Origin of the sequence: Paenarthrobacter histidinolovorans (assembly GCF_014647595.1) — a bacterium.
Lineage (GTDB): Bacteria > Actinomycetota > Actinomycetes > Actinomycetales > Micrococcaceae > Arthrobacter > Arthrobacter histidinolovorans.
Genome location: NZ_BMPM01000011.1, coordinates 128258 through 149517, shown reverse-complemented (window position 1 = coordinate 149517; position 21260 = coordinate 128258). Strand labels below are relative to the sequence as shown.

Here is a 21260-nt window from a genome sequence, read left to right as displayed (position 1 = left end):
AGTCACGGACCCCGTGAATGCATGAAACCGCACATCCCATCAGGAAAGAGGCGAAGTTTATGGCAACCGGAAGCCAGGATCTCAAGCGGCAGATCGCTGTAACGGCCAGTCTGCTCGTCTGCATTGTTGGCTCGATGATCGGCGTCGGAGTCTTTGGCGGCACGCCCATCGCGCAGGCTGCGGGCGGTGCCTTGGCCGCGGATTCCACCCTCCTGGCGCCGGCCACGCCCGCCTTCTCCATCTGGTCCGTGGTGTACGCCGGTCTTGTTGCCTACACCGTGTGGCAGTGGCTGCCGTCCCAGCGTTCCAGTGCACGGCAGCGGGCCTTGGGTTGGGTGGTTGCCGTGTCCATGATCCTCAACGCGGCTTGGATCCTGTCCGTGCAGGCGGGATGGCTTTTGGTCAGTGTCCTGGTGATCCTGGCGCTGCTGGTGACCCTTGTGATGGCGTTCCTTCGCTACAGCCGGACCCGCGCTTCCTCGTGGGTTGAGGCCGTCGTGGTGGACGGAACCTTGGGCCTCTACTTGGGGTGGACCAGCGTTGCCGTGTGCGCCAATATCGCCGCCGCTTTGAAAGCTGCCGGGTTCTCGGGGTTCGGCCTGCAGCCCGAGGTGTGGTCCGTTGCCGTGCTGGTGGTGGTGGCGATCATTGGCGTCGCGTTGGCCATCAAGGGCCATGGCCGTCTCGCCCTTGCTGCGGCCATCGCGTGGGGCCTGGTGTGGATCACGGTTGGCCGCAGCTCGGACGCACCTGAGTCATTCCCGACGGCGGTCGCGGCCGCCGTCGCGGCCGCGCTCGTCCTGGGTGCTGCGATCGCGGTGCGGACACGGGTGGCGTTGCTTGGGCCGGGCGCCCGGAGTGCATCCTCCCCGCTGCAGTGACCGGGTGGCCCTAGCGTTCGCTGAGCCGGTACACCGACACGTGGCTCCGGGACTCTGCGGTGAAGTCGCTGCGGTCCCAGTCCGCCCACCTGGATTCCAGCTCGAACCCGGCTATCCGCGCCATGAGGTCCAGTTCGCTGGGCCAGATGTATCGGTGTGGGGTCCTGCCGATCCGTGCCTCCCGGCCATCGGACAAGTCCGGTCCGAATCGGACGTGGTGGGAGATGACGTGCTGGCGCAGCACGTCGTACGTGTCCACCAGCAGGTATCCGGGTTGGCTCACTTCCACCGTTCCGCCATGGCCCGGCGGGAGGGAACGCAGTTGCGGTACCCACAGCTCAATGACGAAGCGGCCGCCTGGGGCAAGGTGTCGTGCAGCGTTCTGGAAACACCGGACCTGCTCGTCTTGGGTCAAGAGGTTGGCGATGGTGTTGAACACCAGGAATACCAGTGTGAAGTCCCCGCCCACCCGGACCTCGGACATGTCTCCCTGCACCACAGGGATGGTGGCCGCGTCTGCCTTCGACCGCAGCCGCCGGATCATCGCGTGGGAAAGTTCGATGCCGCTCACGGGCACGCCGGCTTCGGAGAGGGGCACTGCCACCCGGCCTGTACCAATGGCGAACTCAAGGGCCGGACCTTTGCCCGCGAGTTCGGACAGGGTCTCCACGGTGGGGCCGAGTACTTCCGGGGAGAACATGCCCTCGCCGGGGGTGTCGTACCGGCTTGCGGTTTCCTCGTCCCACAGTTCCTGCTGGTCGGTCATCCTGCCACTATTGCAGGTGCCGGCAACCTCGCGTAACGATTGACATGACATAACTCACATTCTGTAAGCTGGATTCTAAGTCACGCAGTCGGCTTCCTTCGCTCTCATCAGGGAGGTCCTCATGGCCCCCAATTCCTTCAAAGCCAACATTCTTCTTACCCATGGCGTCGCAGCTTCCGCGGCCTCCGTTGCTCGACGAAGAGCAGCAGTTACCCAAGGAACGCACCGCGCACCAACCGACAAACCCGATGCCCTGCTGGGTGCCATAGCTGTCAGGCAACTGTTTCACCGCTGGCCGCTGGTGCCCTCCCGGGAACTGGAACGGATCCGCCACGTCCTCATCCATTGCGATCAACTGGGCTCCCCGGACACCCACCACCTGTCCGAGCCGGCCCAAGCGCTGCTGGAACTTATCAACAGCGAGTTGGACCGGCGTCGAAACGCTGCGGAAAATCGCGGCGGTGGCGTGATTGAAGACCACACGTCGCAGGCTTCGTGAACGGCCTACCGGATGATCGGAAGTCCCGCCGTCGGGAAGACGCTGGGGAAGATCGACGGCGGCGGTACGGGTACGGTGTCCAGCGGCACCGTTACGGTGTCGGCGCCGACGGTGACGTCGTAGTCCCGCACCTTCACCTGCAACGGCTCCGCGCTGTAGCCGGGGCCGGACACGAGGGTCAGCGCGATGGACCCCTGTTCCAGCTCCACTGCCAGCAGGCGCCCCTGCACCTTGAGCCGGAAGGACAAGCCCTCCCATTCGACGGGCAGCCGGGGATCGAAGCGCAGAACGTCGCCCTGGTCCCTCATGCCCGCGAAGCCGCAGACCAGGGAGCTCCAGATGCCACCGGTGGAGGCAATATGGACACCGTCGATGGTGTTGCCGTGCGAGTTGTCGAGGTCGATGAACAAGGCCTCGGTGAAGTGCTGCAGCGCGACGTCGCCGTACCCCACTTCGGCCGCCATGATGCCCTGCACGCACGCGGACAGGGTGGAATCGCCGGTAGTGATGGGGTCGTAGAAGTCGAAGGCGCGCTGCTTTTCTTCAGCGGTGAAGTCCTGCCACTGAAGGAACATGGCCAGTACCGTGTCTGCCTGCTTGAGCACCTGGTGCCGGTAGATCACCAGCGGGTGGAAGTTCAGCAGCAGCGGGTACTTGGATTTGGGCGTGTTCCAGTCCCAGGGTTCCAGGGTCATGAAGTCGTTGTCCTGGCTGAAGACCTGCAGGTGTGGATCGTAGGGAAGCGACATGCGCTCAGCAGCCTGCCTCCACACCATGCGCTCGGTTTCGGCGATGCCCTCGTGTTCCAGCGCGGCCGCTGCACGGAGGTTGAAGCGCGCCATGACGTTGGTGTACAGGTTGTCGTTGACCACGGCCGTGTACTCGTCCGGGCCGGTGACACCGTGAATGTGGAACATTCCATCCTTGCCGAAGAAGCCCAGCGAGGCCCACATGCGCGCGGTCTCAAGCAGCAGATCGGCGCCCAGCTCTGCGCTGAACGTGTCATCGCCGCTGGCCCACTGATAGCGGTTGGCAGCGAAGGCTATAGCGGCGGCGATATGGAACTGGGCTGTTCCTGCCGCGTAGTAGGCGCTGGCCTCGAGGCCGTTGATGGTTCGCCACGGGAACAGCGCCCCGTCCACACTGAGTTCCTTGGCGCGCACCCTCGCATCCGGCAGCATGGCGTGGCGTGATTCGAGCACTTTCCTGGCGCCGGCGGGATTGGTGTAGGTGAGGTAGGGCAGGAGGTAGATCTCCTGGTCCCAGAAGTAGTGGCCTTCGTAGCCGGAGCCGCTGACACCCTTGGCGGGGATCCCGGCCACTCCGGCGCGCGCAGTGGCTTGCGCGAGCTGGAACAGGCCCCAGCGCACGGCTTGCTGCATCTCTGCCTGGCCGCCGATGGAGACATCGGCCGTGGTCCAGTACTCGTCGTAGTGCGCCTTGCTCTGCGCCAGGATGTCGGCAAAGGAAACCAGGTTCGCTTCCGCTTCCACAGCGAGGCTTTCGCCACGGTCTTCGGCGTCCCCGGCAGATCCGGCCACGACGTAACTGACCGTTTTCTCCAAACGGAAAGTGTCGCCGTCGTGGATTGCCAGGACGTAGCGGACGGAGGACTCGTCCTCTGCCACCAGCGTTTCGAACGGCTGGCCTTCGGCCGAAATCCAATGGTCCACAGCCATCGCCACGCGCTGGCGCGACTCCGAGGTTTCCCATGCGAGGCGGAGCGAACCATCGGCGCCCTGGAGGTGAAGTGGCAGCAGTACCCGCCCTGCGTGGCGGCCTGAACGCCGCGGGTCATGGACCGAATGGTCCTCCACGGGCTGGTCCTGGCGGTTCACGACGCCGGACGTGATGTCCGCGGACACGTCACGGTCCGCGGACAACGACAGTTCAAGGCCAAGACATCCGCGGGAATCGAACCCGACCGCCCGGCGCTCCACCGTGGTTACGGTGGCCCCCGACCGGCAGGACCACACGATGCGTTCCTCGTAAACGCCTGTGGAGAAGTCCACGCTGCGGTGATAGTCCAGCACGGTGGACTCGGCAAGGCTCAGGGCTTCGCCATCAATGGAGACCGTGAAGTTGTTGGCATCCGGGACGTACACAATCCGCTGGCCTGTCCGCGCAAAACCGTAGGCATTTTCGGCATGCTTGATGTCCCAGATCTCATGGAAACCGTTGATGAACGTGCCGGGAAGCTCGCTGTCTCCCGCAGTGGAATGGGATCCGCGGATGCCAAGGTGGCCGTTGCCAAGCGCGAACAGCGTTTCCAACGTTCCCTCGTCACCGGGCACGTGAATGTTTTCCACAAGCTTCCAGGGCTCGCAGGGGAAACGCAGCCGATCGGAGCTGATGAGTGCCATGGGCTGATGAAGTCCTTCGAAAAAGTAGGGTCAGAGAAGTTCGTTGAGGTCGTCGACCACAAGTGTGGCGCCTGCGTCGAGCAGGGTTTGCCGGCCCGCTCCGCGGTCCACGCCGATCACGGCGTAGAAGGGAGCACCTGCACCGGCCTGCACACCGGACACGGCATCTTCCACCACGATGCATTCCTCCACCGGCACGCCCAACAGGCTTGCACCGTAGACATAAGTGGCCGGGTCAGGTTTACCGGGAAGGCCGACGCCGGCGGCCACCTGGCCGTCGACTACTACCTCGAAGTGGTGGTCGATTCCCGCTGCCTTCAGCACGGCTGGGGCGTTCCTTGAGGAGGAGACGACCGCGACCTTGAGTCCCCGTTCCAGGGCCGCATTGATGAATTTGACGGAACCTTCATAGGGCTCCACACCGCGGGTGTCCACGATCTCGTTGAAGATGGCGTTCTTGCGGTTGCCCAGCCCCTGCACAGTCTGGTTCGTGGGTGAATCGTCCGTTGGGCCTTCAGGGAGGGTAATGCCCCGGGAGGTCAGGAAGTCCCGGACGCCGTCAAAGCGCGGCTTGCCATCGATGTGGTCGAAGTAGTCGCTCTCCTGGTAACCCTGCTGGTGCCCGATCCCGGCAAGGTAACCGTCAAACAGTTCCTGCCACGCCTGCTCGTGCACCACGGCAGTGGGCGTCAGCACGCCGTCGAGATCGAACAACAGCGCCGAAGCGCCTGTCCAGGCATTACGAAGATCAGTCATGTGCATAGTTCCGTTCAGCGCTTGTGGCGCGTGGTTTTGCGTTCGATGAGCTTGGTATCGAGCAGGTGGTTGGAGGGTTGATGGGGGGATTCGTTATTCAGGAGTCGTTCGCACAGGAGGTTCGCGGCGAAGGCACCTTGGTCAGCTACCGGCTGCGCCACGGTGCTGAGGCCCAGGAACCAGCTCATAGGGTGGTCGTCTATACCGATCACGGACACGTTTTTCGGCACGGACAAGCCGTATTCCCGGAGCGCTGTCAACGCACCAAAGGCGGCCTCGTCGCAATGGGCGAACACTGCCGTGGGCTTCACGCCACGGGTGATGAGCTCAATCATGGCCCGCCGCCCGTCGTCGATCCCCGGACCTGCCGCCACCACAAGGTCCGGGTGGACGGTGAGGTGGTGTTCATCCAGGGCGCGCCGGAAGCCACGGAACCGAGGAGTCTCAGTCACAACGGAGTGTTCATTGCTCGAGAGAACGGCCAAGTCCCAATGGCCCAGCCCCAGCAGGTGTTGGGTTGCCTGCCAGGCAGCGTGTTCGTCATCGATACCTACATTGTCCCACGGAACATTTCCCATGCCCACGCTGGCCGTTGCCAGTCCGCAGGCTTCCAACGCTTCCATCTCTCCGGGGTCGAGGTCAACATTGAGCAACAACAGCCCGTCCACCCGCTGTGCGAGGTTTTCCAGGTCCGCGAAGAACTGCTTCCGGACACTGGCCTTGTTGCGGAGGCTGATCAGGACCGTGTCGTAGCCACTGTCCCCCAGAACTTCCTCGGCGGCTTCCACAGCCTGGGAGAAGAACCACGAGGTGGCGGTGGGGGCAACAATGGCCACCGACCCTGTACTTCCGCCAGCCAGCCGGGATGCGGCGGCCGAGGCTTTGTAGCCGAGTTTGCTGGCGGCCTCGGCCACCCGCGCCTGGGCTTTGTCGGAAACGTTGGGGAGCTTCCTGAGTGCCCGCGATACCGTGCAAATCGACAATCCGGAAAGAACGGCTACGTCCTGGATTGTCACCCTGTGAGTCCTAACCATGCAACACGGCCTCAACCCTTTCCATGCTCGACTGACGCCTTGGCGTGTGTCCCGAACCGGGTCATCAGCCAAAAGTGTAAGCGCTTACAATTTTGTCATTCAATAGAGTGCAGTCGAATGCGAAATTGTGACGCGAATCTCACCATCGGTTTTGATTCGAGGGTGCGGATGCCTTCTAATCCAGCGCTAACCCAACACGTAGTACTTCAGGAAAGCACTGACATCCACCAGCTCGGCGGGCTCGATCCTGTGGCCCATGCCCGGGTAGGTCCGCGCCGTCAGTGCCGTGTTGGCGTTCAGCCACTCCTCCGTATGGGCGATCGCGTCCTCGTTGATCACGGGGTCCGCTTTGTCCCTCCCCCAGAAGAACGGCGGTGGGGTGTCGAACGATTCGCTCAGGGCAAGCAGGTCATTGTCCAGGACAAACCCGGACAACCCGACGGTGGCTTTGAACGATGTGGGCCGCAACCGCAGGAGCGTGCTGGCCATGGCCATGCCCTGCGAATAGCCAAGCAAACTGACGCTGCTGTGGTTGTCCTTTACGGAGTTGATCCAGTTGAACACCGCATTCGTGGATGCGATCACATCCGCGAAGTCGTTCGTCAGGAAGTAATCCAGCAGGAACCAACCGTAGTCGTCGCCAATGACTTTGGGCCCCCGCAATGCAGCACAGGTGAACTCTGTGGGCAGCTGGTCAAAAAGATTGACCATGCGCTGCTCGCTGGTGCCGTAACCATGGAGCATCACCAGCAAAGGGGTGTCCTTGCGCTGGTTTTCGGGCTTTGACCAGACCACTGATTCCATGGGCATGAGCCTAGTAGACTGACGCCATGACTCCGCAGGAATTGGCCAACCTGGCCCATCTGCGGCGTGCCCGTGACTTCATAGACCGCGAGTACGCGCGTCCCCTGGACGTGCCCACCATGGCCGCCGGAGCGCTCATGTCGCCGGCCCACTTTTCCCGCCAGTTCAAGGCCGCCTACGGAGAATCGCCGTACAACTACCTGATGACCCGGCGGATAGAACGGGCCATGGCGCTCCTGCGCGCTGGATCCAGCGTGACGGATGCCTGCATGGAGGTCGGCTGTACATCCCTTGGCTCCTTCAGCAGCCGCTTCACTGAAATCGTTGGGATCACGCCCAGCGAGTACCGTTCCCGGGAGCACCACGCGGTGAAAGCGATGCCGAACTGCATTGCAAAACAGCAAACGCGGCCGGACAGGAACCCCGCCGCACGGGCAACAGCAACTTGAGCAGGATTGAAGAAGCGCGGGCTCCCGGGCTGCAATAGCGTGTGGTTCATGAACATTTCCTTGAAGTACGCACACGTCACTGTCAACGACGTCGATGAGTCGCTCGCCTTCTATCGCGACGCCCTCGGCTTCCAGGTCCGCAACGACGTCGGATCCGATGGCCAGCGCTGGGTGACTTTGGGCAGCGATGCCCAGCCCGATCTCGAACTGGTCCTCTCCCCGCCGCACGCCGGCCGCTCCCAAGCTGACGGCGACGCCATCCAGGAGCTCCTCACCAAGGGCGTCATGCCAATGCTCGTCTTCGCCACGGACGATCTCGATGCCACCTTTGAGAAACTCCGGGCCTCCGGCGCAGAGGTCCTCCAGGAACCGATCGACCAGCCGTGGGGTCCGCGCGACTGCGCCTTCCGCGACCCCTCCGGCAACATGATCCGCATCAACCAAGGCTGACCGTCCCGGCATTCCACCACAAGGCACAGCTATCGCAAGGCGCGACGACGGCGGGTCACCGGCCCGCCGTCGTCGCGCCTTTGGCTGCTAGTGGCTTAGCAGGCCGGCGTCTGAAAGTTCCCCGTACTCGTGCGTGGAGGCGATGGCTGCGGTCACGACGTCGGACAGCCGGCGCCGGCGCGCATAGGCCTGGCGCTGCAGCCGCTCGCCTGAGCCGCGGCGGAGGATGTTGGCCACCCCGGTCCGCGCCAGCGACAGGTCTCCGGCCTTGGCCAGGGCAGGCTTGATGTGGCGCAGCAGGGCGCCGGCAACTTCCGGGGCAGCAACAGGGCTCTGGTCCTGCGGGTGCAGCAGTTCGCTGTTGATGCCGAAACGGCTCGCCTTCCAGTTGGCCATGCGGATGACATGCGTCAAGGCACTCGACGGCGGATCGCCCCGCCGCCATTCGGCCGCCGAAGTTTCCACCAGGGCTCGTGCGATCACTGCCAGGGTGAGCGCGTCTTCAGCGTAGAGGCAAACATCCGCGATCCGGAGCTCAACGGTTGGATGGCCCCTCGAGAGGCGGGCATCGAAGTAGATCATGCCCTCGTCCATCGGAACTCCGGTACCCAGCAGCGTCCCCAGGACTGCACGGTACCCATCGGCCGAACCGAAAATGTCCATGGGGCCGGCCGTGGGCCAGCGGTTCCAGATCTGCGTCCGATAGCTCGCAAAGCCAGTGTCGGCCCCCATCCAGAAGGGAGAGTTGGCGCTGAGAGCGAGGAGTACGGGAAGCCAGTGGCGCATACGGTCCAGGACTCCGACGCCCTCATCGGGCGACTCGATGGACACGTGGACGTGAAAGCCACACGTGAGTTGCTCACGCGAAATCAGGCCGAATTCCGTGCCCATGGCGGCGTATCGCTGATTCCCCAAGGTGGGCGTCGCGTGAAAAACCGGCGGGGTAGCCAAAGCCGCCACCCGCGCACCCAAGGTCCTGGCCGCCTTGTCCGATAGGGCCCGGCCCGTACGGATTTCAGCCCTGAGCTCAGCAGCCGTCCGGCAGGGGCGGGAGTTGACTTCGATCTGCTCCTGCTTGAATTCCGATTTCAGGGAAGCGGCATCGCCGTCAGCATCCCCGCCGTGGATCGCCACGTCAAGAATGTCCGCGGCGAGGGCCAATGGCATGCCGTCCGAAGGATCGGCAATCAGAAGTTCCTCCTCCACACCAAACGTTCGCACAGACCCACCCCTCCCTCTATGGATTATTCAGAGTCGGCGGTTACCCAACGTGGCGCGGAACCTCCATTTGGAAACCACAACGGCAATGCAGCACCTGGGTCTGCAAGTAGACCTCAAGGAGATTGGGGCTTTCAGGATCTTCAGTGCTCCGGGGGGCCTCAATCACGTGTTCGGCAGGACGTCCCAACGTCATGGGATCGCCGCAATGGGTGCAACTGAACCAGAGTCCTGCTGCGGCAGTGGAAAGAAATTCCTGTTGGATCTCCGGCACCAGCGTGGCCAGGCGGACGGGGTGGGCGTAGAAGGTATCGCATTCGCTGCAGGTGTAGCTGACGTCGACAACTTCCGTCTGGTGTGGTTCGGCTTCCACCACGGTCTCAACAAAAATGTAGGAATCAGTGCCGCAGACCGTGCACCATGGCCGTACTTCGGCCTTGGCAGGTTCGGACCCCTGCGAGGGTTTCGGGACAGGAAGGGAACCAAGCGTCATTGCCATTCTCCTTTTACAACTCCAAGGAGCCGCATGCATAGACGCTGCGAGCCGGCCGATAATGGCCACGGCTGAAAGTGCAGTTCTTGGACCATCCGGGATGGCTCCACGTCATGAGACTCCAAGGGCTATCTGCTTAACCCACCTAAAATGTAGTTCACCAGTGGCTTGCGTCACAAGTCATCGGCTTGCCGCGGCTCCCCGGGGCTCTTTGCCTCAGGCTTCGAAATGGGCCACGGGAGACTCCTTCGCCACGCTCTTGACCAAGGTCTCGGCGACGTCGCGCAGCTTCTGGTTCCGGGCGCTTGATGCCTTCTTGAGGATTTGGAAGGCGTCGTCCTGGCTGCACCGGTTCTGCCCCATGATGATTCCGCAGGCGAGGTCGATCACGGTCCGGGACTGCATGGCATCCTGGAGGTCGTCGGCGTGCTGCTGCTTGACGCCGATCCGGACTGCCAGGCGCAGTGAGCGTTCAGCCTGGCTGGCGTAGAGCTCACAGTCCCGGATGGTGGCCGGGTCAAAAGCGTCGATCCGGGGAGCGAAGAAGTTGAGGGCCGCGGTAGCACCTTCATCCAGCTCCAAGGGGACGCAAAGCGCCGAGAGATGGCCGCGATCCGCGATGACCTTGCAGTAGTCGGGCCAGCGCCCTTCCGTGGAAGTGTCGGGCACGTGCACGGTGGCATGGCTGCGCATTGCTTCCAGGCAGGGACCATCTCCGTACGCCTGCTGGACTTCGTCGATCAACCTGGCTTCAGGGGTGCTTCCGGCGACCGTGGCCGTCCGCCTCCGCCGGCTCAGTGTGATACCGCAATGCACGTTCACACCGACCGCGTTGGACACCGCCGCAGCCGAAAAAACAGCCAGTTCTCCGAGGAATCCACCGACGTCTTCGCTGTCGATAACGAGGTCCTGAAGCTGCTCAGGCACCGAAACTTCGTCGGGCGCCGAGGCGGCATCAGGCAGCGCCAATTCAACGTTCATTTCGTCCATGCCTTAGTTTACGATCGCCGGGTCTGTCCCTGTCACCCCTTTAAGGAATGACAACAGAATCCTTGCATATGCCGTGCACCTATGTGCACAATCTAGCTACAGTCCCGCATTTACAGGACCAGGCTTTACAGCTCATGCAGACGGGCGACCCGCATTTTTGATGCCGAGGTACAGACCCATGCCGGCCCAGCCAGCGTCCAGAGTCCCGGACGAAGCCCACCAACCGCCCGACGAGCGTCTTTGGTGTACCCGGTGCAACACGGACAAGCACCTCGTGGTGAATTCGATCCAGTCCCGCTATCCCCCCGTGCCCAATCTGGTGGACGTGGCGTACGAGTGCCACGTCTGCAGGTATTCCTACCAACAGATCGCATCTGTCCAAAAGGTTGCCGCGGTACTCAACCGGCCCGGCATTTCGCAAGGGGTACTTCAGTTCGGCGGTCAGTATCTTCACTGCGGCGAACCAATGAAGACCAGCAGCTGCGAGCTCCGGAGGATTCAGACTCCCCTGGTCCTGAAACCCGGAGCCCAGCTGCGGATGTACGAAGTTCTGATCAACACGCGGATTCTTGGCTGCCACTGCGGCTTCCGGATGGAAATACCGGACTGAACCTGGCAGCGCAGCCATGAGGAGCGGCACTGAATCTGAAGCTACCGGAAGGGATAGCATGCACGCAGAATCACAAAAAAGGGAGTCCTCCACCACAGCCCGGGGCCTTGGCCAACGTGGCCAGCTTGGCCAGCCCGGCAAGCACAAGCTGCCGGATCCGCCGGACCCGGACAACCTGCCCATCGACTACATGCGAACCGGGTGGGACTCCAGCCGATACCCTTCCAGCACGCCACAAAGTCTCCGCCCGACGCAATCGTCCCGGGAAAAGAGCGCTTGACGATGAGCGGTTTTCCCTCGGATCCGTCGCACCCCGATCCAACCAGGGAGCCAGGACCTACGCCTGAACCCGTACCATTGCCGGAACCTGGCCCGCCGCCAGTCCCGGAACCCACTCCCGGCCCAGCGGTCCCACCGCCTCCGGGCCCAGGGAACCCGCCACCACTTTAGGGGCTGTTCCTTACCTACAGGACCGGATCCCGGCAGATCCCCCAGTCAGGATCCGATAGAAGGGCATGTCGCGCTACAGGGAGCGCGACATGCCCTTTCGCCGTTTCCGGGCATTTCCCGGAACCCGCGCGTCCGAACCACACCCGGCCAGAGCGCTGATCTTTGTTTATGTTGGTTTCTATTGACTTACCAACATAAACAAAGATAGAGTCAAGCAATTCCACATCGTTGTGACAGCAGTCACGGACGTGGCCGCATCGAACTTGGCTTTACCGCAATGGAGGGTAAGTGTTCGCAGAAGAACGCCAGCAACTGATCTCCGCACTCGTCGCAGAGCGCGGACGGGTGAGCGTCACGGACCTCGCAGACCGTTTCAGCATCACCACTGAAACAATCCGCCGCGACCTCGCGGCCCTCGAAGTTTCCGGAAATCTCCGCCGGGTACACGGCGGCGCGGTCCCCTCTGACCGCCTGAGCACCCGCGAGGAAAGCATCCTGGAGCGAGCAGTGCAGCGCCAGGCCGAAAAACTCCGCATAGCAAACGCCGCGCTTGCCCTGATCCCGGAACTCACCACCGGCAGCATCCTGCTGGACGCCGGTTCCACTACCGAGACCCTGGCTGACCTGCTGGCCCAGCGGACTCCTTCGGCCAACGGAAACGACGAACTGGTGGTCATCACCCACGCCATTCCCATCGCCGGAAAGCTCTCCTCCACACAGGGTGTCGCTCTCCAGATCCTCGGTGGCCGTGTCCGCGGACTCACCCAGGCCGCCGTCGGACAGTCCACTGTGGAGGCCGCCTACAGGCTTCGGCCGGACATCGCCTTTGTGGGCGCCAACGGGATCCACGCCGTCTTCGGGCTCAGCACGCCGGATCCCGAGGAAGCCGCGGTGAAAGCCGCTTTCGTCAAGTCCGCCCGCCGCGTTGTAGCCCTGGCCGACTCGTCCAAGCTGGATGCCGAAACCCTGGTCCAGTTCGCCACCTTAAAGGATGTTGACACCTTGATTACTGACCAGCAGCCCTCGGCTGAACTTGCGGCGGCTTTGGCCGACGCGGGCGTCGACGTGGTGATCGCATGATCGTCACGCTCACCGCCAACCCCAGCCTGGACCGCACGGTTGAGCTCCCGGGAGCCCTGGCTCGCGGCGAAGTTCAGCGGGCCGTCGCCGTCCACCAGGAATCCGGCGGAAAGGGTGTCAACGTTTCGCGCGCACTCGTGGCCTCCGGCCTCGAAACGTTGGCGGTCCTTCCCGGCGCGGATTCAGATCCCGTTCTTTCCGGACTGCACGACGGCGGCGTGCCCTTTGCCGCGCTGCCCATCGGTCAGGCGCTGCGCAGCAACGTCACGCTCACCGAACCGGATGGGGTCACCACCAAGATCAACGAACCCGGCCCGGAGCTGAGCGGTGAACAGCAGGAAGCCCTGATCGGGCTGCTGCTTGAGCGCTCCCGTGGCGCCAGCTGGGTGGTTCTCGCAGGTTCCCTCCCACCCGGAGTGCCCGCGGATTTCTACGCCACAATCGCGCGTCGGCTCCGGTCGAACGCTGATGGAACGGCCGCCCCCGGCATCGCCATCGACTCTTCCGGGGCTCCGCTTGCGGCAGCCCTGGCAGGCGATGCCGCAGGAAAGCCCGACCTCCTCAAGCCGAACGCGGAAGAGCTTGCAGAGCTCGCCGCCGCCGCCGGTTTCGCCAACGTCTACACAGCTGACCAACTGGAAGCGGATCCGGCCAAAGCCGCCCAAGCCGCTGCCGCCGTCGTCCACAGCGGTGTAGGCGCCGTTCTCGCAACACTCGGGTCCAAGGGCGCAGTCCTGGTGACCGTGGACGGAGCGTGGTTCGCCACGCATCCGCCGATCAAGGCAGTCAGCACAGTGGGCGCAGGGGATTCCTCCCTTGCCGGCTACTTACTGGCCGCAACCCAGGGCGGTTCCGCACAGGACTGCCTCCGTCAAGCCGTGGCACATGGTGCCGCAGCTGCTTCGCTGCCGGGCTCCACTGTCCCGGCAGTCCACCAGACAACCCCCGACGCCGTAACCATCACGGCCCTCCAGAAGGATTCACAGTGACCCAGCTGATCACCCCCCAATTGGTCACCCTCGACCAAAACCTGGGCGACTCCCCCGCCGACGTCATCCGCGTCCTGGCCGGCAAAGTAGCCGCCTCCGGCCGTGCTTCCGAGGTTGAAGGGCTCTTCGCCGACGCCTTCGCCCGCGAGCAGAAGACCGCCACCGGCGTCCCCGGCGGCATCGCCATCCCGCACTGCCGCTCGACCGCAGTCACGGAGCCTGCCCTTGCCATGGCCCGACTGTCCCACAAGGTGGATTTCGGCGCCAAGGACGGCCCGGCTGACCTCATCTTCTTCATCGCAGCCCCGGACGGCGCAGACCAGGAACACCTGAAGCTGCTCTCCAAGCTGGCCCGCTCGCTCATCAAAAAGGACTTCACGGCAGCACTGCGTGCGGCAGCCACCGAGCAGGACATCGTGGACCTCGTCGATGGCGCCCTGGCGGACAAGCCGGCTGCAGCTGCTCCGGCCGCCGACGCTGCGGCCACTGGCTTCGCAGCGCCCGGACAGGCACCTGCCCCCATTGGCGGCAACGCCCCCGCCGCCCCCAAGCGCATCGTGGCCGTCACCGCATGCCCAACCGGCATCGCACACACGTACATGGCAGCTGATTCGCTGGTGGCCGCCGCCAAGGAAATGGGCGTCGACCTTCAGGTCGAAACCCAGGGATCCTCAGGCGCCAAGCCGCTGGACCCGGCAGTGATTGCCGCGGCTGACGCGGTGATCTTCGCCGTCGACGTCGACGTACGCGGCAAGGAGCGCTTCGCCGGCAAGCCGGTCATCAACGCGCCGGTCAAGCGTGGCATCGACGAGCCTACCAAGATGGTGGAGGAGGCCCTGGCAGCCGCCACGGACCCGCACGCACGCCGTGTTCCGCATTTCGGTGCCGAAGAGCAGGCTGAGCGCGCCGAGGAGGAAAAGGGCGAGCACATCGGCCAGAAGCTGAAGCGCGCACTCCTCACCGGTGTCAGCTACATGATTCCGTTCGTTGCAGGTGGCGGCCTGCTGATCGCCCTCGGCTTCCTCTTGGGCGGCTACGACATCACGGCCTTCGCCGACAAGATTCTCGTGGACAACAGCATCTTCAACCTGCCGACCGAGTTCCCGGATCGAGCGTGGGGTCCTCTCGGCGCCTACCTCGGCGCGGTCCTGTTCAAGATCGGGGCCCTGTCCCTCGGGTTCCTTGTTCCCGCGCTGGCCGGTTACATTGCCTACGCCATCGCCGACCGTCCGGGCATTGCTCCCGGGTTCGTGGCCGGTGCAGTATCCGGGTTCATGGGCGCGGGCTTCCTCGGAGCAATCGTGGGTGGTTTGTTGGCCGGCTACATCGCGTATCAGATCGGCAAGCTCAACGTTGCCCGCTGGCTCCGCGGCCTGATGCCCGTGGTCATCATTCCGCTGCTCGCCTCGCTTATAGCCTCTGGCCTCATGTTCTTGATCCTCGGCGCTCCCATCGTGGCGCTTACCAAGGCCCTCAACACCGGCCTTTCGGGCCTGACCGGTGCTGGCGCAATCGTCCTCGGCATCATCCTGGGCCTCATGATGTGCTTCGACCTCGGTGGTCCCGTCAACAAGGTTGCTTACTCCTTCGCCGTCGCCGGCCTCGGCGCCGCAACTGTGGCAAACCAGGCACCGTGGCAGATCATGGCCGCCGTCATGGCAGCGGGCATGGTTCCGCCGCTCGCCATGGCCCTGGCAACCGTGCTCGACAAGAAGCTGTTCTCCCTGGCAGAGCGTGAAAACGGCAAGGCAGCCTGGCTCCTCGGGGCATCCTTCATCTCCGAAGGCGCCATTCCGTTCGCAGCTGCTGATCCACTCCGTGTGATCCCGGCCAGCATGGTGGGTGGCGCCGTAACCGGCGCACTATCCATGGCCTTCGCTGTCACCTCCAAGGCACCGCATGGTGGAGCGTTTGTGTTCTTCGCAATCGACAACTTCTGGCTGTTCCTCCTATCGATCGCTGTCGGCGTGGTCATCACCGCACTGCTGGTCATCGCCCTCAAGCGTTGGGCTGTCAAGAAGCCGGTCGAAGCAGAAGCCACGCCCGCAACCGTCAGCGTTTAGACTTCCCACAAAGCCACCCACCACCACAAAGGAGCACCAATGCCTGAACGTACAGCCACCATCGCAAGCCGCGTCGGCCTCCACGCCCGTCCGGCAGCCATCTTCGCCGAGGCCGCAGGAGACCTGGACATCGATGTCACCATCGCCCGCCCGGGAGAGCCCGCCGACGACGCCATGGACGCCGCCAGCATCCTTTCCCTCATGAGCCTGGGTGCTGCCCACGGCGACGTGGTGGTGCTGCGGGCTGAAGGTGCAGGTGCGGACGAAGCACTGGACACCCTGGTGAAGATCCTCGAAACGGACCACGACGCCGAGTAGGGCAACACAAACCCCTCAGACACGCAAAGAGCCTGGTGACACCCGGATATGGGTGTCACCAGGCTCTTTGCATGTCTGAGGTACTCTGCTTGCCTGAGGTGCTAGGGACCCGCGAGCTCGTCCAGGTGGCGCGAGAGCACCTGGAGCATCGGACCCGCCTCCGGCAGTTCGCCGCTCCACAATCCGTGCATCGCGATTCCATCAAGGAGCGCACGCAAGCGCTGGCCTTCATAATCGGGGTCACGCCCCTGGTTGAACTGACCCGCTTCGGCCAGGATCCGGAGGGCAACGTGACATACGCGGCCTACTCCCTCGCTGAGCCTGATCGCGGCAGGACGAAGCGCACTGTCGGTCAGCGAAAGGACGCCCAGCTGGACCTGCGCAACGAGTTCCAGGCGCCGTTCCTTGTCGAGAGGAAGCAACTGCAGGAGCAACCCATCAACAAGGGGCCTGCCAGTGAGCTCAAGGGCAGCGATCCGGGCGGTAACCCGGTCCTCAATGAGTTGCAGGCAGAACTCCCGCAGGGCATGTTGCGTGGCAAAAGCGCGCCTCAGTGAAGCAGCGGCGATGCCCGCTTCCGCTGCCACCCCGCGCACGGAAAGGCCCGCCAAACCATCACGTTCGAGTACACGCAAGGAAGCTTCCGCAATTGCAGCACTGCGTGCCTCTGCATCGATTCTCCGGGGCATGGATTCAGCGGGACGGCGTAGCAGCGGGCAAGGCACGGGCAGCCTTCTTCGGCCAGATCGTGTAGCTCAAAGCCCAGAGGAAGTCGATGGCGAAGATGATGCCCAGGATGCGGAAGAAGTCCGAGAGCGCTGCGGTTCTTTCGGCGTCGTTGACGAGGAAGATAATTGCTCCAAGTGTCGCCGCTGCGATGGCAACCGCCGCCCCGGTAAGGAGCACATCCCGCCAGCATTTGATGGTGTAGCGGGTTCCAGCGAGTCGTTCCGGCGCAGGTCCGCCCGCGAACCGGTGCTGGAAGTGCGCGTCGGCCCAAGCCACCATGCGCTTGCCGTAGGCGACGGAGACACCGATGTAGATCGCAGCGAGTCCGTGGTGCCAGGAGGCTGTACCACCGCCCAGCAAATCGACGGCGACCAAGGCAAGCAGGATGGCATCGATAACCGGAGCAAGGATCAGGAGGGCTCCGCCCAGGCGGGGACGGCGCAGCAGATACCGTGCTGCGAGCCCGGCAAGGATCGCCACCCAGAACGCAACCTCACACACCACGATTGCCAACAGAATCATTTACGGCCCCCAAATGCCATGCCCCAACACTCTTTATTAGTACGAGTGTACTCATAAAACTTTGGGGACCGCTCTGACCGGATGGGCCTGACTCGGGATACCTTGCCTAATTCGACGTTTCGCCGTTCAAGTAGGCGGCAACCGATGCTTCCGTTGGCTTGACGTCCTTAAGCTCCTCCGAGAGATAGCCCTCGATAATCCGTGGATCCACGTAGGATGAGCGCGCAACGGAGGGCGTGTTGCCCAAGAGTTCCGAGGCCTCTTTGATGGCCCGCACAATGGCTTGCCTGGGAGTTCCCTTGTGCCCGGACTTGATGAGGCAGAGGGCGGCGGCCGCAGTGCCTTTCCAGGTACGGAAATCCTTGGAGGTGTAGGCCTCCCCCGAGATACCCCGGAGATATTCATTGATCATGGCCGCGTCCACCGATACCCAGGCCCCGTTCGCCTGGTAGGCCAGGAGCCGCTCCTTGCCGGGACGATCCGCGAGCGGTTCCAGAAAGGCTGCCAAAGCGGGGTCGTGGATGGAGGTATCCCAGAGCTGGCCGCTCTTGCCGGGAAACTTCAGGAAGACGTCGGGCCCCTCCACCCGCGCGTGGCGACAACGCAGGGTGGTGAGTCCGTAGGAGCCGTTCTGCTTCATGTAGACCTCGGAACCCACGCGCAGCGCGCCAAGGTCCATGAACCGCACTGCCGCTGCGAGCGTCTGCTGCCGGGGGTCGGTGGCGTCCTGGAGGTGGACCGTCACGTTGCGTCGGACCGTAGGCAACACCATGCCAAGCTTCGCCGCACGGATGAACTTCTCGGTGTCCTTACGCTCCCGCCAACCAGGGTGATAGATGTACTGGCTCCGCCCAGCGGCATCCACCCCGGTGGCCAGGATGTGGCCATGCTCGTATGGGCTGATCCACACATCGGTCCATGCAGGCGGGATCGCCAGCGCATTGATGCGCTGGCGATCCTCCTTGCTGACCAGGCTCCCGTCAGGGTGGCGGTAGCTGAAACCCGTCCCGACCTTCCGGCGGACGATGCCGGGCTTGGAAAGGTCACTTCTCTTCAGCCGCGGCATGATCGGCGGGCCTTCTCTGTCTTCAGCCGGTCCGGTGGATGCTCAGGCCTCGTCCGGATCGGTGACGGCAGCGCCGGCGTTCATGATTTCTGCATTGATCATCCAGACCAGCTGCTCAAGGCGGGCGATAAACGCGTGCAGCAGGTCCGCCGTCGTGGGATCTTCCTCGTCCACCTCGTCGTGGACGTCGCGCATGGTCTGGACAGCGCGTTCCACGCGGTCGGTGACAAGCTTGACGGCGTTCTTGGTGTTGACCAGGCCCGCAGGGAATTCCTCAAGTCGGGTGCCCTTGGCGATGGTCGAACTCCGGCCGTCCGGCAGGGCGTGGAGGGCCCTCATGCGCTCGGCGGTGTCATCAGCGAATTGGCGGGTGGCCAGGACGAGTTCGTCCAACTGGAGGTGAAGATCGCGGAAGTTCGGTCCCACGATGTTCCAGTGTGCCTGCTTTCCCTGGAGCTGCAGCTCGATGAGGTCTGTCAGGACGATTTGAAGGTTGTCTGCAAGCTGCTGTGACGCTTTCATGTGTTCCTCTCATGGACTTTCATGTGAGCCAAAAACGCCGCCGCAAGATTTCCACGGCGACTGCCCAATCATCAGGTGACGACTGCAATAAGCCTTTCATAAGGGTGCTTAGTAGTACAATGAGGAGTGTTACTGTTCACAGCTGGCGAACTTCATGCCCCGATTGGACGCCGGCTGACAGGGGTAAAGGCACTTCGAGGTGGCGGAACGCCTCCAAGTACCGCCATAACTGAATCGAAGTAAAACCGGAATGCATAGTTGGGAATCGGCGATTCATCAACGATTCCCCTGAAAGGAATGTGCTGACCATGAATACGCTTCTGATCATTGCTGGTGTAGTGGCAATTGTTCTCCTTCTCGTGGGCGGCTTCTCGCAGGCCCTGAACTGGCTGCTGTGGGTAGGCGTTGTCCTTCTGGTCATCGCGGCCATCGGGTGGCTGCTGAGCTTCATGTCGGGACGCCGGGGCCATACGGTATAAAAACGCCACTGACGACTTCCGACAGGTCAACGAGGGCTGTACCCCGCGCCATCATCTGCACGCGGGGGCGGCCCTCCGGCGCTCTTACTCTTCCCCGGGCTCCTGCCCAGTTGCCGTTGGCGGCGGCGCGGCATCGGGATCCTTGGGCGTGGGGAACTCGTCACCCGGCATTTCAGGAGCTCCTTCAGCCGGCCGCTCCGGCGTTTCGCGCCCGTCGCCACTGCCGGGCATTTCCTGTTCGGGAGTGGGCGTACCGTAGCCGCCGGGCTCGCTGTCCGGGTCCACGCGGTGCTCGTCCTGGCTCATTTACTTCCTCCTTGGAAATCCGTTGAGGCCCCGACAAGAGTTCGAGGAATGCTGACAAGTCCGACCGTAGTCCGGCACATCCCCGGCGTCCACCACACAGCTGCGGAGGCACGCGAATGGCAGAGCAGGAACAGGTTCCCAGAATCGGCAGGAACGAGTCCACGGAAGAACGCATGGACCGCAACTGGATGGAACTCATCCAGGAACTGCGCGTGCTCCAGACGGGAGTCCAGATCCTGGGCGGCTTCCTGTTGACGTTGCCGTTCCAATCACGCTTTGGGGAACTGGACGACTGGCAGCGCGGCCTCTACCTGTTCAATGTGATGGTGGCTGCCCTTACTACCGTGCTCATCGTCATTCCCGTCAGCGTGCACAGGCGACTCTTCCGCCGCGGGCTCAAGGCCACCCTGGTCTCCAGCGCCGACGCCGTCACCAAATGGGCACTGGGAGGGGTCGCCCTGCTGATCGTAGGCTCAGCCACGCTGGTCTTCGATTTCACCGCCGGGAGGACCGCCGGCATTGTGGCCGGTGGCTTCATCGTCCTGACGTTGCTGTTGCTGGTGGTCGGGATGCCATTGCGGCTCTACCGCCAGGGAATGAGCAGCAACGGACATACCAAGGAGGAGTGATCGATCCCGGGACCTGTCGCAACGAAGTCCGAACCTATTTCGATGCTGCGGAACCACTGACCCCGGAACGACTGACAGCGTCAAGCCGCACCGACCCCGGCAACGTCAAAGCCGGGGCTCCGGCCTGAGCTTCCTGAGCCAGGTTTCCGTCTGGGCGATATGCGCGGCCGTCGCCGTCGCCGCCATGGTGGGATCACGCCGGGCGATCGCAGCCACGATCGCGCTGTGACCGGCGGTACTGTCCCTGCGCACCGCCGCGCCGTCCTCGCCGTCGAAAATGTGGAAATGGCCGCCTCGGGAGCGGAAAAGCCTCACCAGCGCGTTCAGCGTCGAGTTGCCGCCGGCGCGGCAGATTTCCTCGTGGAACTGTGAATCAAGCTCGGAGTACTCGCCCGGGTCGACTGTGGCCTCCATGCTTTCGACGAGCGTGGTCAATTTCGCCAGTACTTCGGGGCTGGTGTTGGCGGCCGCCGCCGCAGCGGCGTGGGATTCCATGAGCCGGCGGATCTCGAAGAGTTCCAACAAACCATCCAACGGCAACAGGTCCACCAGCAGGGCGAAATTCTGCAGGATCACCGTCGGCTCCAGGGACGAGACGTACGTTCCCGAGCCATGCCTGGACTCCATGACGCCCAATGCCGACATGGCCCTTACTGCCTCCCTGAGGGAACTCCGCGACACACCCAGCTGCGCGGCCAACTCCGCTTCGGGAGGACACTTCTGGCCAGCGGCGAGTTCACCTGAGGCAATCTTGTTCCTCAGGCCCTGCATAGCCGTTTCGACAGCACCCAATA

Annotated in this window: 25 protein-coding genes; 11 read left to right on the top strand and 14 right to left on the bottom strand. The window is 63.3% G+C overall.

Going from position 1 to position 21260, the window contains the following annotated elements; translation table 11 throughout:
- Positions 1-59: 59 nt before the first annotated feature.
- Entirely contained in the window at positions 60-881 is an 822-nt protein-coding gene (locus IEY62_RS20360) for a TspO/MBR family protein (protein ID WP_189021223.1), read from the top strand.
- A gap of 10 nt (positions 882-891) precedes the next feature.
- Here the strand turns inward: IEY62_RS20360 and IEY62_RS20355 are convergent, their stop codons facing one another.
- Positions 892-1647, bottom strand: a complete 756-nt coding sequence (locus tag IEY62_RS20355; protein WP_189021222.1) for a class I SAM-dependent DNA methyltransferase — start codon at positions 1645-1647, stop codon at positions 892-894.
- Between the two features lie 121 nt (positions 1648-1768).
- Between IEY62_RS20355 and IEY62_RS20350 the strand changes: the two genes are divergently transcribed.
- Positions 1769-2146, top strand: a complete 378-nt coding sequence (locus tag IEY62_RS20350) for a hypothetical protein (RefSeq protein WP_189021221.1) — start codon at positions 1769-1771, stop codon at positions 2144-2146.
- Between the two features lie 5 nt (positions 2147-2151).
- Here the strand turns inward: IEY62_RS20350 and IEY62_RS20345 are convergent, their stop codons facing one another.
- The 4 genes from IEY62_RS20345 to IEY62_RS20330 form a co-directional block, all read right to left on the bottom strand.
- Positions 2152-4509 (bottom strand): glycoside hydrolase family 65 protein, encoded by a 2358-nt coding sequence (locus tag IEY62_RS20345; RefSeq protein ID WP_189021220.1) that lies wholly within the window; start codon positions 4507-4509, stop codon positions 2152-2154.
- Positions 4510-4539: 30 nt separating this feature from the next.
- Entirely contained in the window at positions 4540-5271 is a 732-nt protein-coding gene (locus tag IEY62_RS20340) for an HAD family hydrolase (RefSeq protein ID WP_189021219.1), read from the bottom strand.
- Between the two features lie 8 nt (positions 5272-5279).
- Positions 5280-6281, bottom strand: a complete 1002-nt coding sequence (locus tag IEY62_RS20335) for a LacI family DNA-binding transcriptional regulator (protein WP_229785481.1) — start codon at positions 6279-6281, stop codon at positions 5280-5282.
- A 204-nt stretch (positions 6282-6485) separates the two neighbouring features.
- Positions 6486-7103, bottom strand: coding sequence for an alpha/beta hydrolase (locus IEY62_RS20330; RefSeq protein WP_189021217.1), 618 nt, complete (start codon positions 7101-7103; stop codon positions 6486-6488).
- 26 nt (positions 7104-7129) lie between these two features.
- Here IEY62_RS20330 and IEY62_RS20325 point away from each other — a divergent pair, with 26 nt between their 5' ends.
- Together IEY62_RS20325 and IEY62_RS20320 are read left to right on the top strand one after the other, a co-directional pair.
- Entirely contained in the window at positions 7130-7552 is a 423-nt protein-coding gene (locus IEY62_RS20325; protein WP_189021216.1) for a helix-turn-helix transcriptional regulator, read from the top strand.
- Between the two features lie 48 nt (positions 7553-7600).
- Positions 7601-8002 (top strand): VOC family protein, encoded by a 402-nt coding sequence (locus IEY62_RS20320; protein ID WP_189021215.1) that lies wholly within the window; start codon positions 7601-7603, stop codon positions 8000-8002.
- A gap of 87 nt (positions 8003-8089) precedes the next feature.
- Here the strand turns inward: IEY62_RS20320 and IEY62_RS20315 are convergent, their stop codons facing one another.
- The 3 genes from IEY62_RS20315 to IEY62_RS20305 form a co-directional block, all read right to left on the bottom strand.
- Positions 8090-9223, bottom strand: coding sequence for a glutamate--cysteine ligase 2 (locus IEY62_RS20315; protein ID WP_189021214.1), 1134 nt, complete (start codon positions 9221-9223; stop codon positions 8090-8092).
- A 40-nt stretch (positions 9224-9263) separates the two neighbouring features.
- On the bottom strand, positions 9264-9713 hold the full coding sequence (locus IEY62_RS20310) for a hypothetical protein (protein ID WP_189021213.1): 450 nt from the start codon (positions 9711-9713) through the stop codon (positions 9264-9266).
- A 216-nt stretch (positions 9714-9929) separates the two neighbouring features.
- Positions 9930-10703, bottom strand: coding sequence for a GAF and ANTAR domain-containing protein (locus tag IEY62_RS20305; RefSeq protein ID WP_189021212.1), 774 nt, complete (start codon positions 10701-10703; stop codon positions 9930-9932).
- A 668-nt stretch (positions 10704-11371) separates the two neighbouring features.
- Here IEY62_RS20305 and IEY62_RS20300 point away from each other — a divergent pair.
- The 5 genes from IEY62_RS20300 (at position 11372) to IEY62_RS20280 (ending at position 16213) form a co-directional block, all read left to right on the top strand.
- Positions 11372-11593: a hypothetical protein gene (locus IEY62_RS20300; protein WP_189021211.1), complete on the top strand. Its 222-nt coding sequence runs from the start codon at positions 11372-11374 to the stop codon at positions 11591-11593.
- Positions 11594-12051: 458 nt separating this feature from the next.
- Positions 12052-12843, top strand: coding sequence for a DeoR/GlpR family DNA-binding transcription regulator (locus IEY62_RS20295; RefSeq protein WP_189021210.1), 792 nt, complete (start codon positions 12052-12054; stop codon positions 12841-12843).
- Positions 12840-13832 (top strand): 1-phosphofructokinase family hexose kinase, encoded by a 993-nt coding sequence (locus tag IEY62_RS20290; RefSeq protein WP_189021209.1) that lies wholly within the window; start codon positions 12840-12842, stop codon positions 13830-13832. Before IEY62_RS20295 ends, IEY62_RS20290 begins: the two co-directional genes overlap by 4 nt.
- The gene (locus tag IEY62_RS20285) at positions 13829-15895 is read left to right on the top strand and encodes a PTS fructose transporter subunit IIABC (RefSeq protein ID WP_189021208.1); all 2067 of its coding nucleotides are present in this window, start codon (positions 13829-13831) and stop codon (positions 15893-15895) included. Before IEY62_RS20290 ends, IEY62_RS20285 begins: the two co-directional genes overlap by 4 nt.
- 39 nt (positions 15896-15934) lie before the next feature.
- Positions 15935-16213 (top strand): HPr family phosphocarrier protein, encoded by a 279-nt coding sequence (locus IEY62_RS20280; protein WP_189021207.1) that lies wholly within the window; start codon positions 15935-15937, stop codon positions 16211-16213.
- A gap of 101 nt (positions 16214-16314) precedes the next feature.
- Here the strand turns inward: IEY62_RS20280 and IEY62_RS20275 are convergent, their stop codons facing one another.
- The 4 genes from IEY62_RS20275 to IEY62_RS20260 all read right to left on the bottom strand — a co-directional run bounded on the left by IEY62_RS20275 (position 16315) and on the right by IEY62_RS20260 (position 19052).
- Complete coding sequence (locus IEY62_RS20275) at positions 16315-16902, bottom strand: TetR/AcrR family transcriptional regulator (RefSeq protein ID WP_189021206.1); 588 nt, start codon at positions 16900-16902, stop codon at positions 16315-16317.
- A 4-nt stretch (positions 16903-16906) separates the two neighbouring features.
- The gene (locus IEY62_RS20270) at positions 16907-17464 is read right to left on the bottom strand and encodes a hypothetical protein (protein WP_189021205.1); all 558 of its coding nucleotides are present in this window, start codon (positions 17462-17464) and stop codon (positions 16907-16909) included.
- A 106-nt stretch (positions 17465-17570) separates the two neighbouring features.
- Positions 17571-18530 carry a DNA topoisomerase IB gene (locus tag IEY62_RS20265; RefSeq protein ID WP_189021204.1) on the bottom strand — a complete coding sequence of 320 codons (960 nt, stop codon included), beginning with the start codon at positions 18528-18530 and terminating at the stop codon, positions 17571-17573.
- A 42-nt stretch (positions 18531-18572) separates the two neighbouring features.
- Positions 18573-19052, bottom strand: coding sequence for a Dps family protein (locus tag IEY62_RS20260; protein WP_189021203.1), 480 nt, complete (start codon positions 19050-19052; stop codon positions 18573-18575).
- Between the two features lie 308 nt (positions 19053-19360).
- Between IEY62_RS20260 and IEY62_RS20255 the strand changes: the two genes are divergently transcribed.
- Positions 19361-19531: a hypothetical protein gene (locus tag IEY62_RS20255; RefSeq protein WP_018778938.1), complete on the top strand. Its 171-nt coding sequence runs from the start codon at positions 19361-19363 to the stop codon at positions 19529-19531.
- 84 nt (positions 19532-19615) lie between these two features.
- Here the strand turns inward: IEY62_RS20255 and IEY62_RS20250 are convergent, their stop codons facing one another.
- Positions 19616-19837 carry a hypothetical protein gene (locus tag IEY62_RS20250; protein ID WP_189021202.1) on the bottom strand — a complete coding sequence of 74 codons (222 nt, stop codon included), beginning with the start codon at positions 19835-19837 and terminating at the stop codon, positions 19616-19618.
- 116 nt (positions 19838-19953) lie between these two features.
- On the opposite strand from IEY62_RS20250, the gene IEY62_RS20245 reads away from it, so the two are divergent.
- On the top strand, positions 19954-20466 hold the full coding sequence (locus IEY62_RS20245) for a DUF6328 family protein (RefSeq protein WP_189021201.1): 513 nt from the start codon (positions 19954-19956) through the stop codon (positions 20464-20466).
- Between the two features lie 105 nt (positions 20467-20571).
- On the opposite strand, the gene IEY62_RS20240 is transcribed toward IEY62_RS20245, so the two are convergent.
- Positions 20572-21258: a FadR/GntR family transcriptional regulator gene (locus IEY62_RS20240; RefSeq protein ID WP_189021200.1), complete on the bottom strand. Its 687-nt coding sequence runs from the start codon at positions 21256-21258 to the stop codon at positions 20572-20574.
- Positions 21259-21260: the final 2 nt, after the last annotated feature.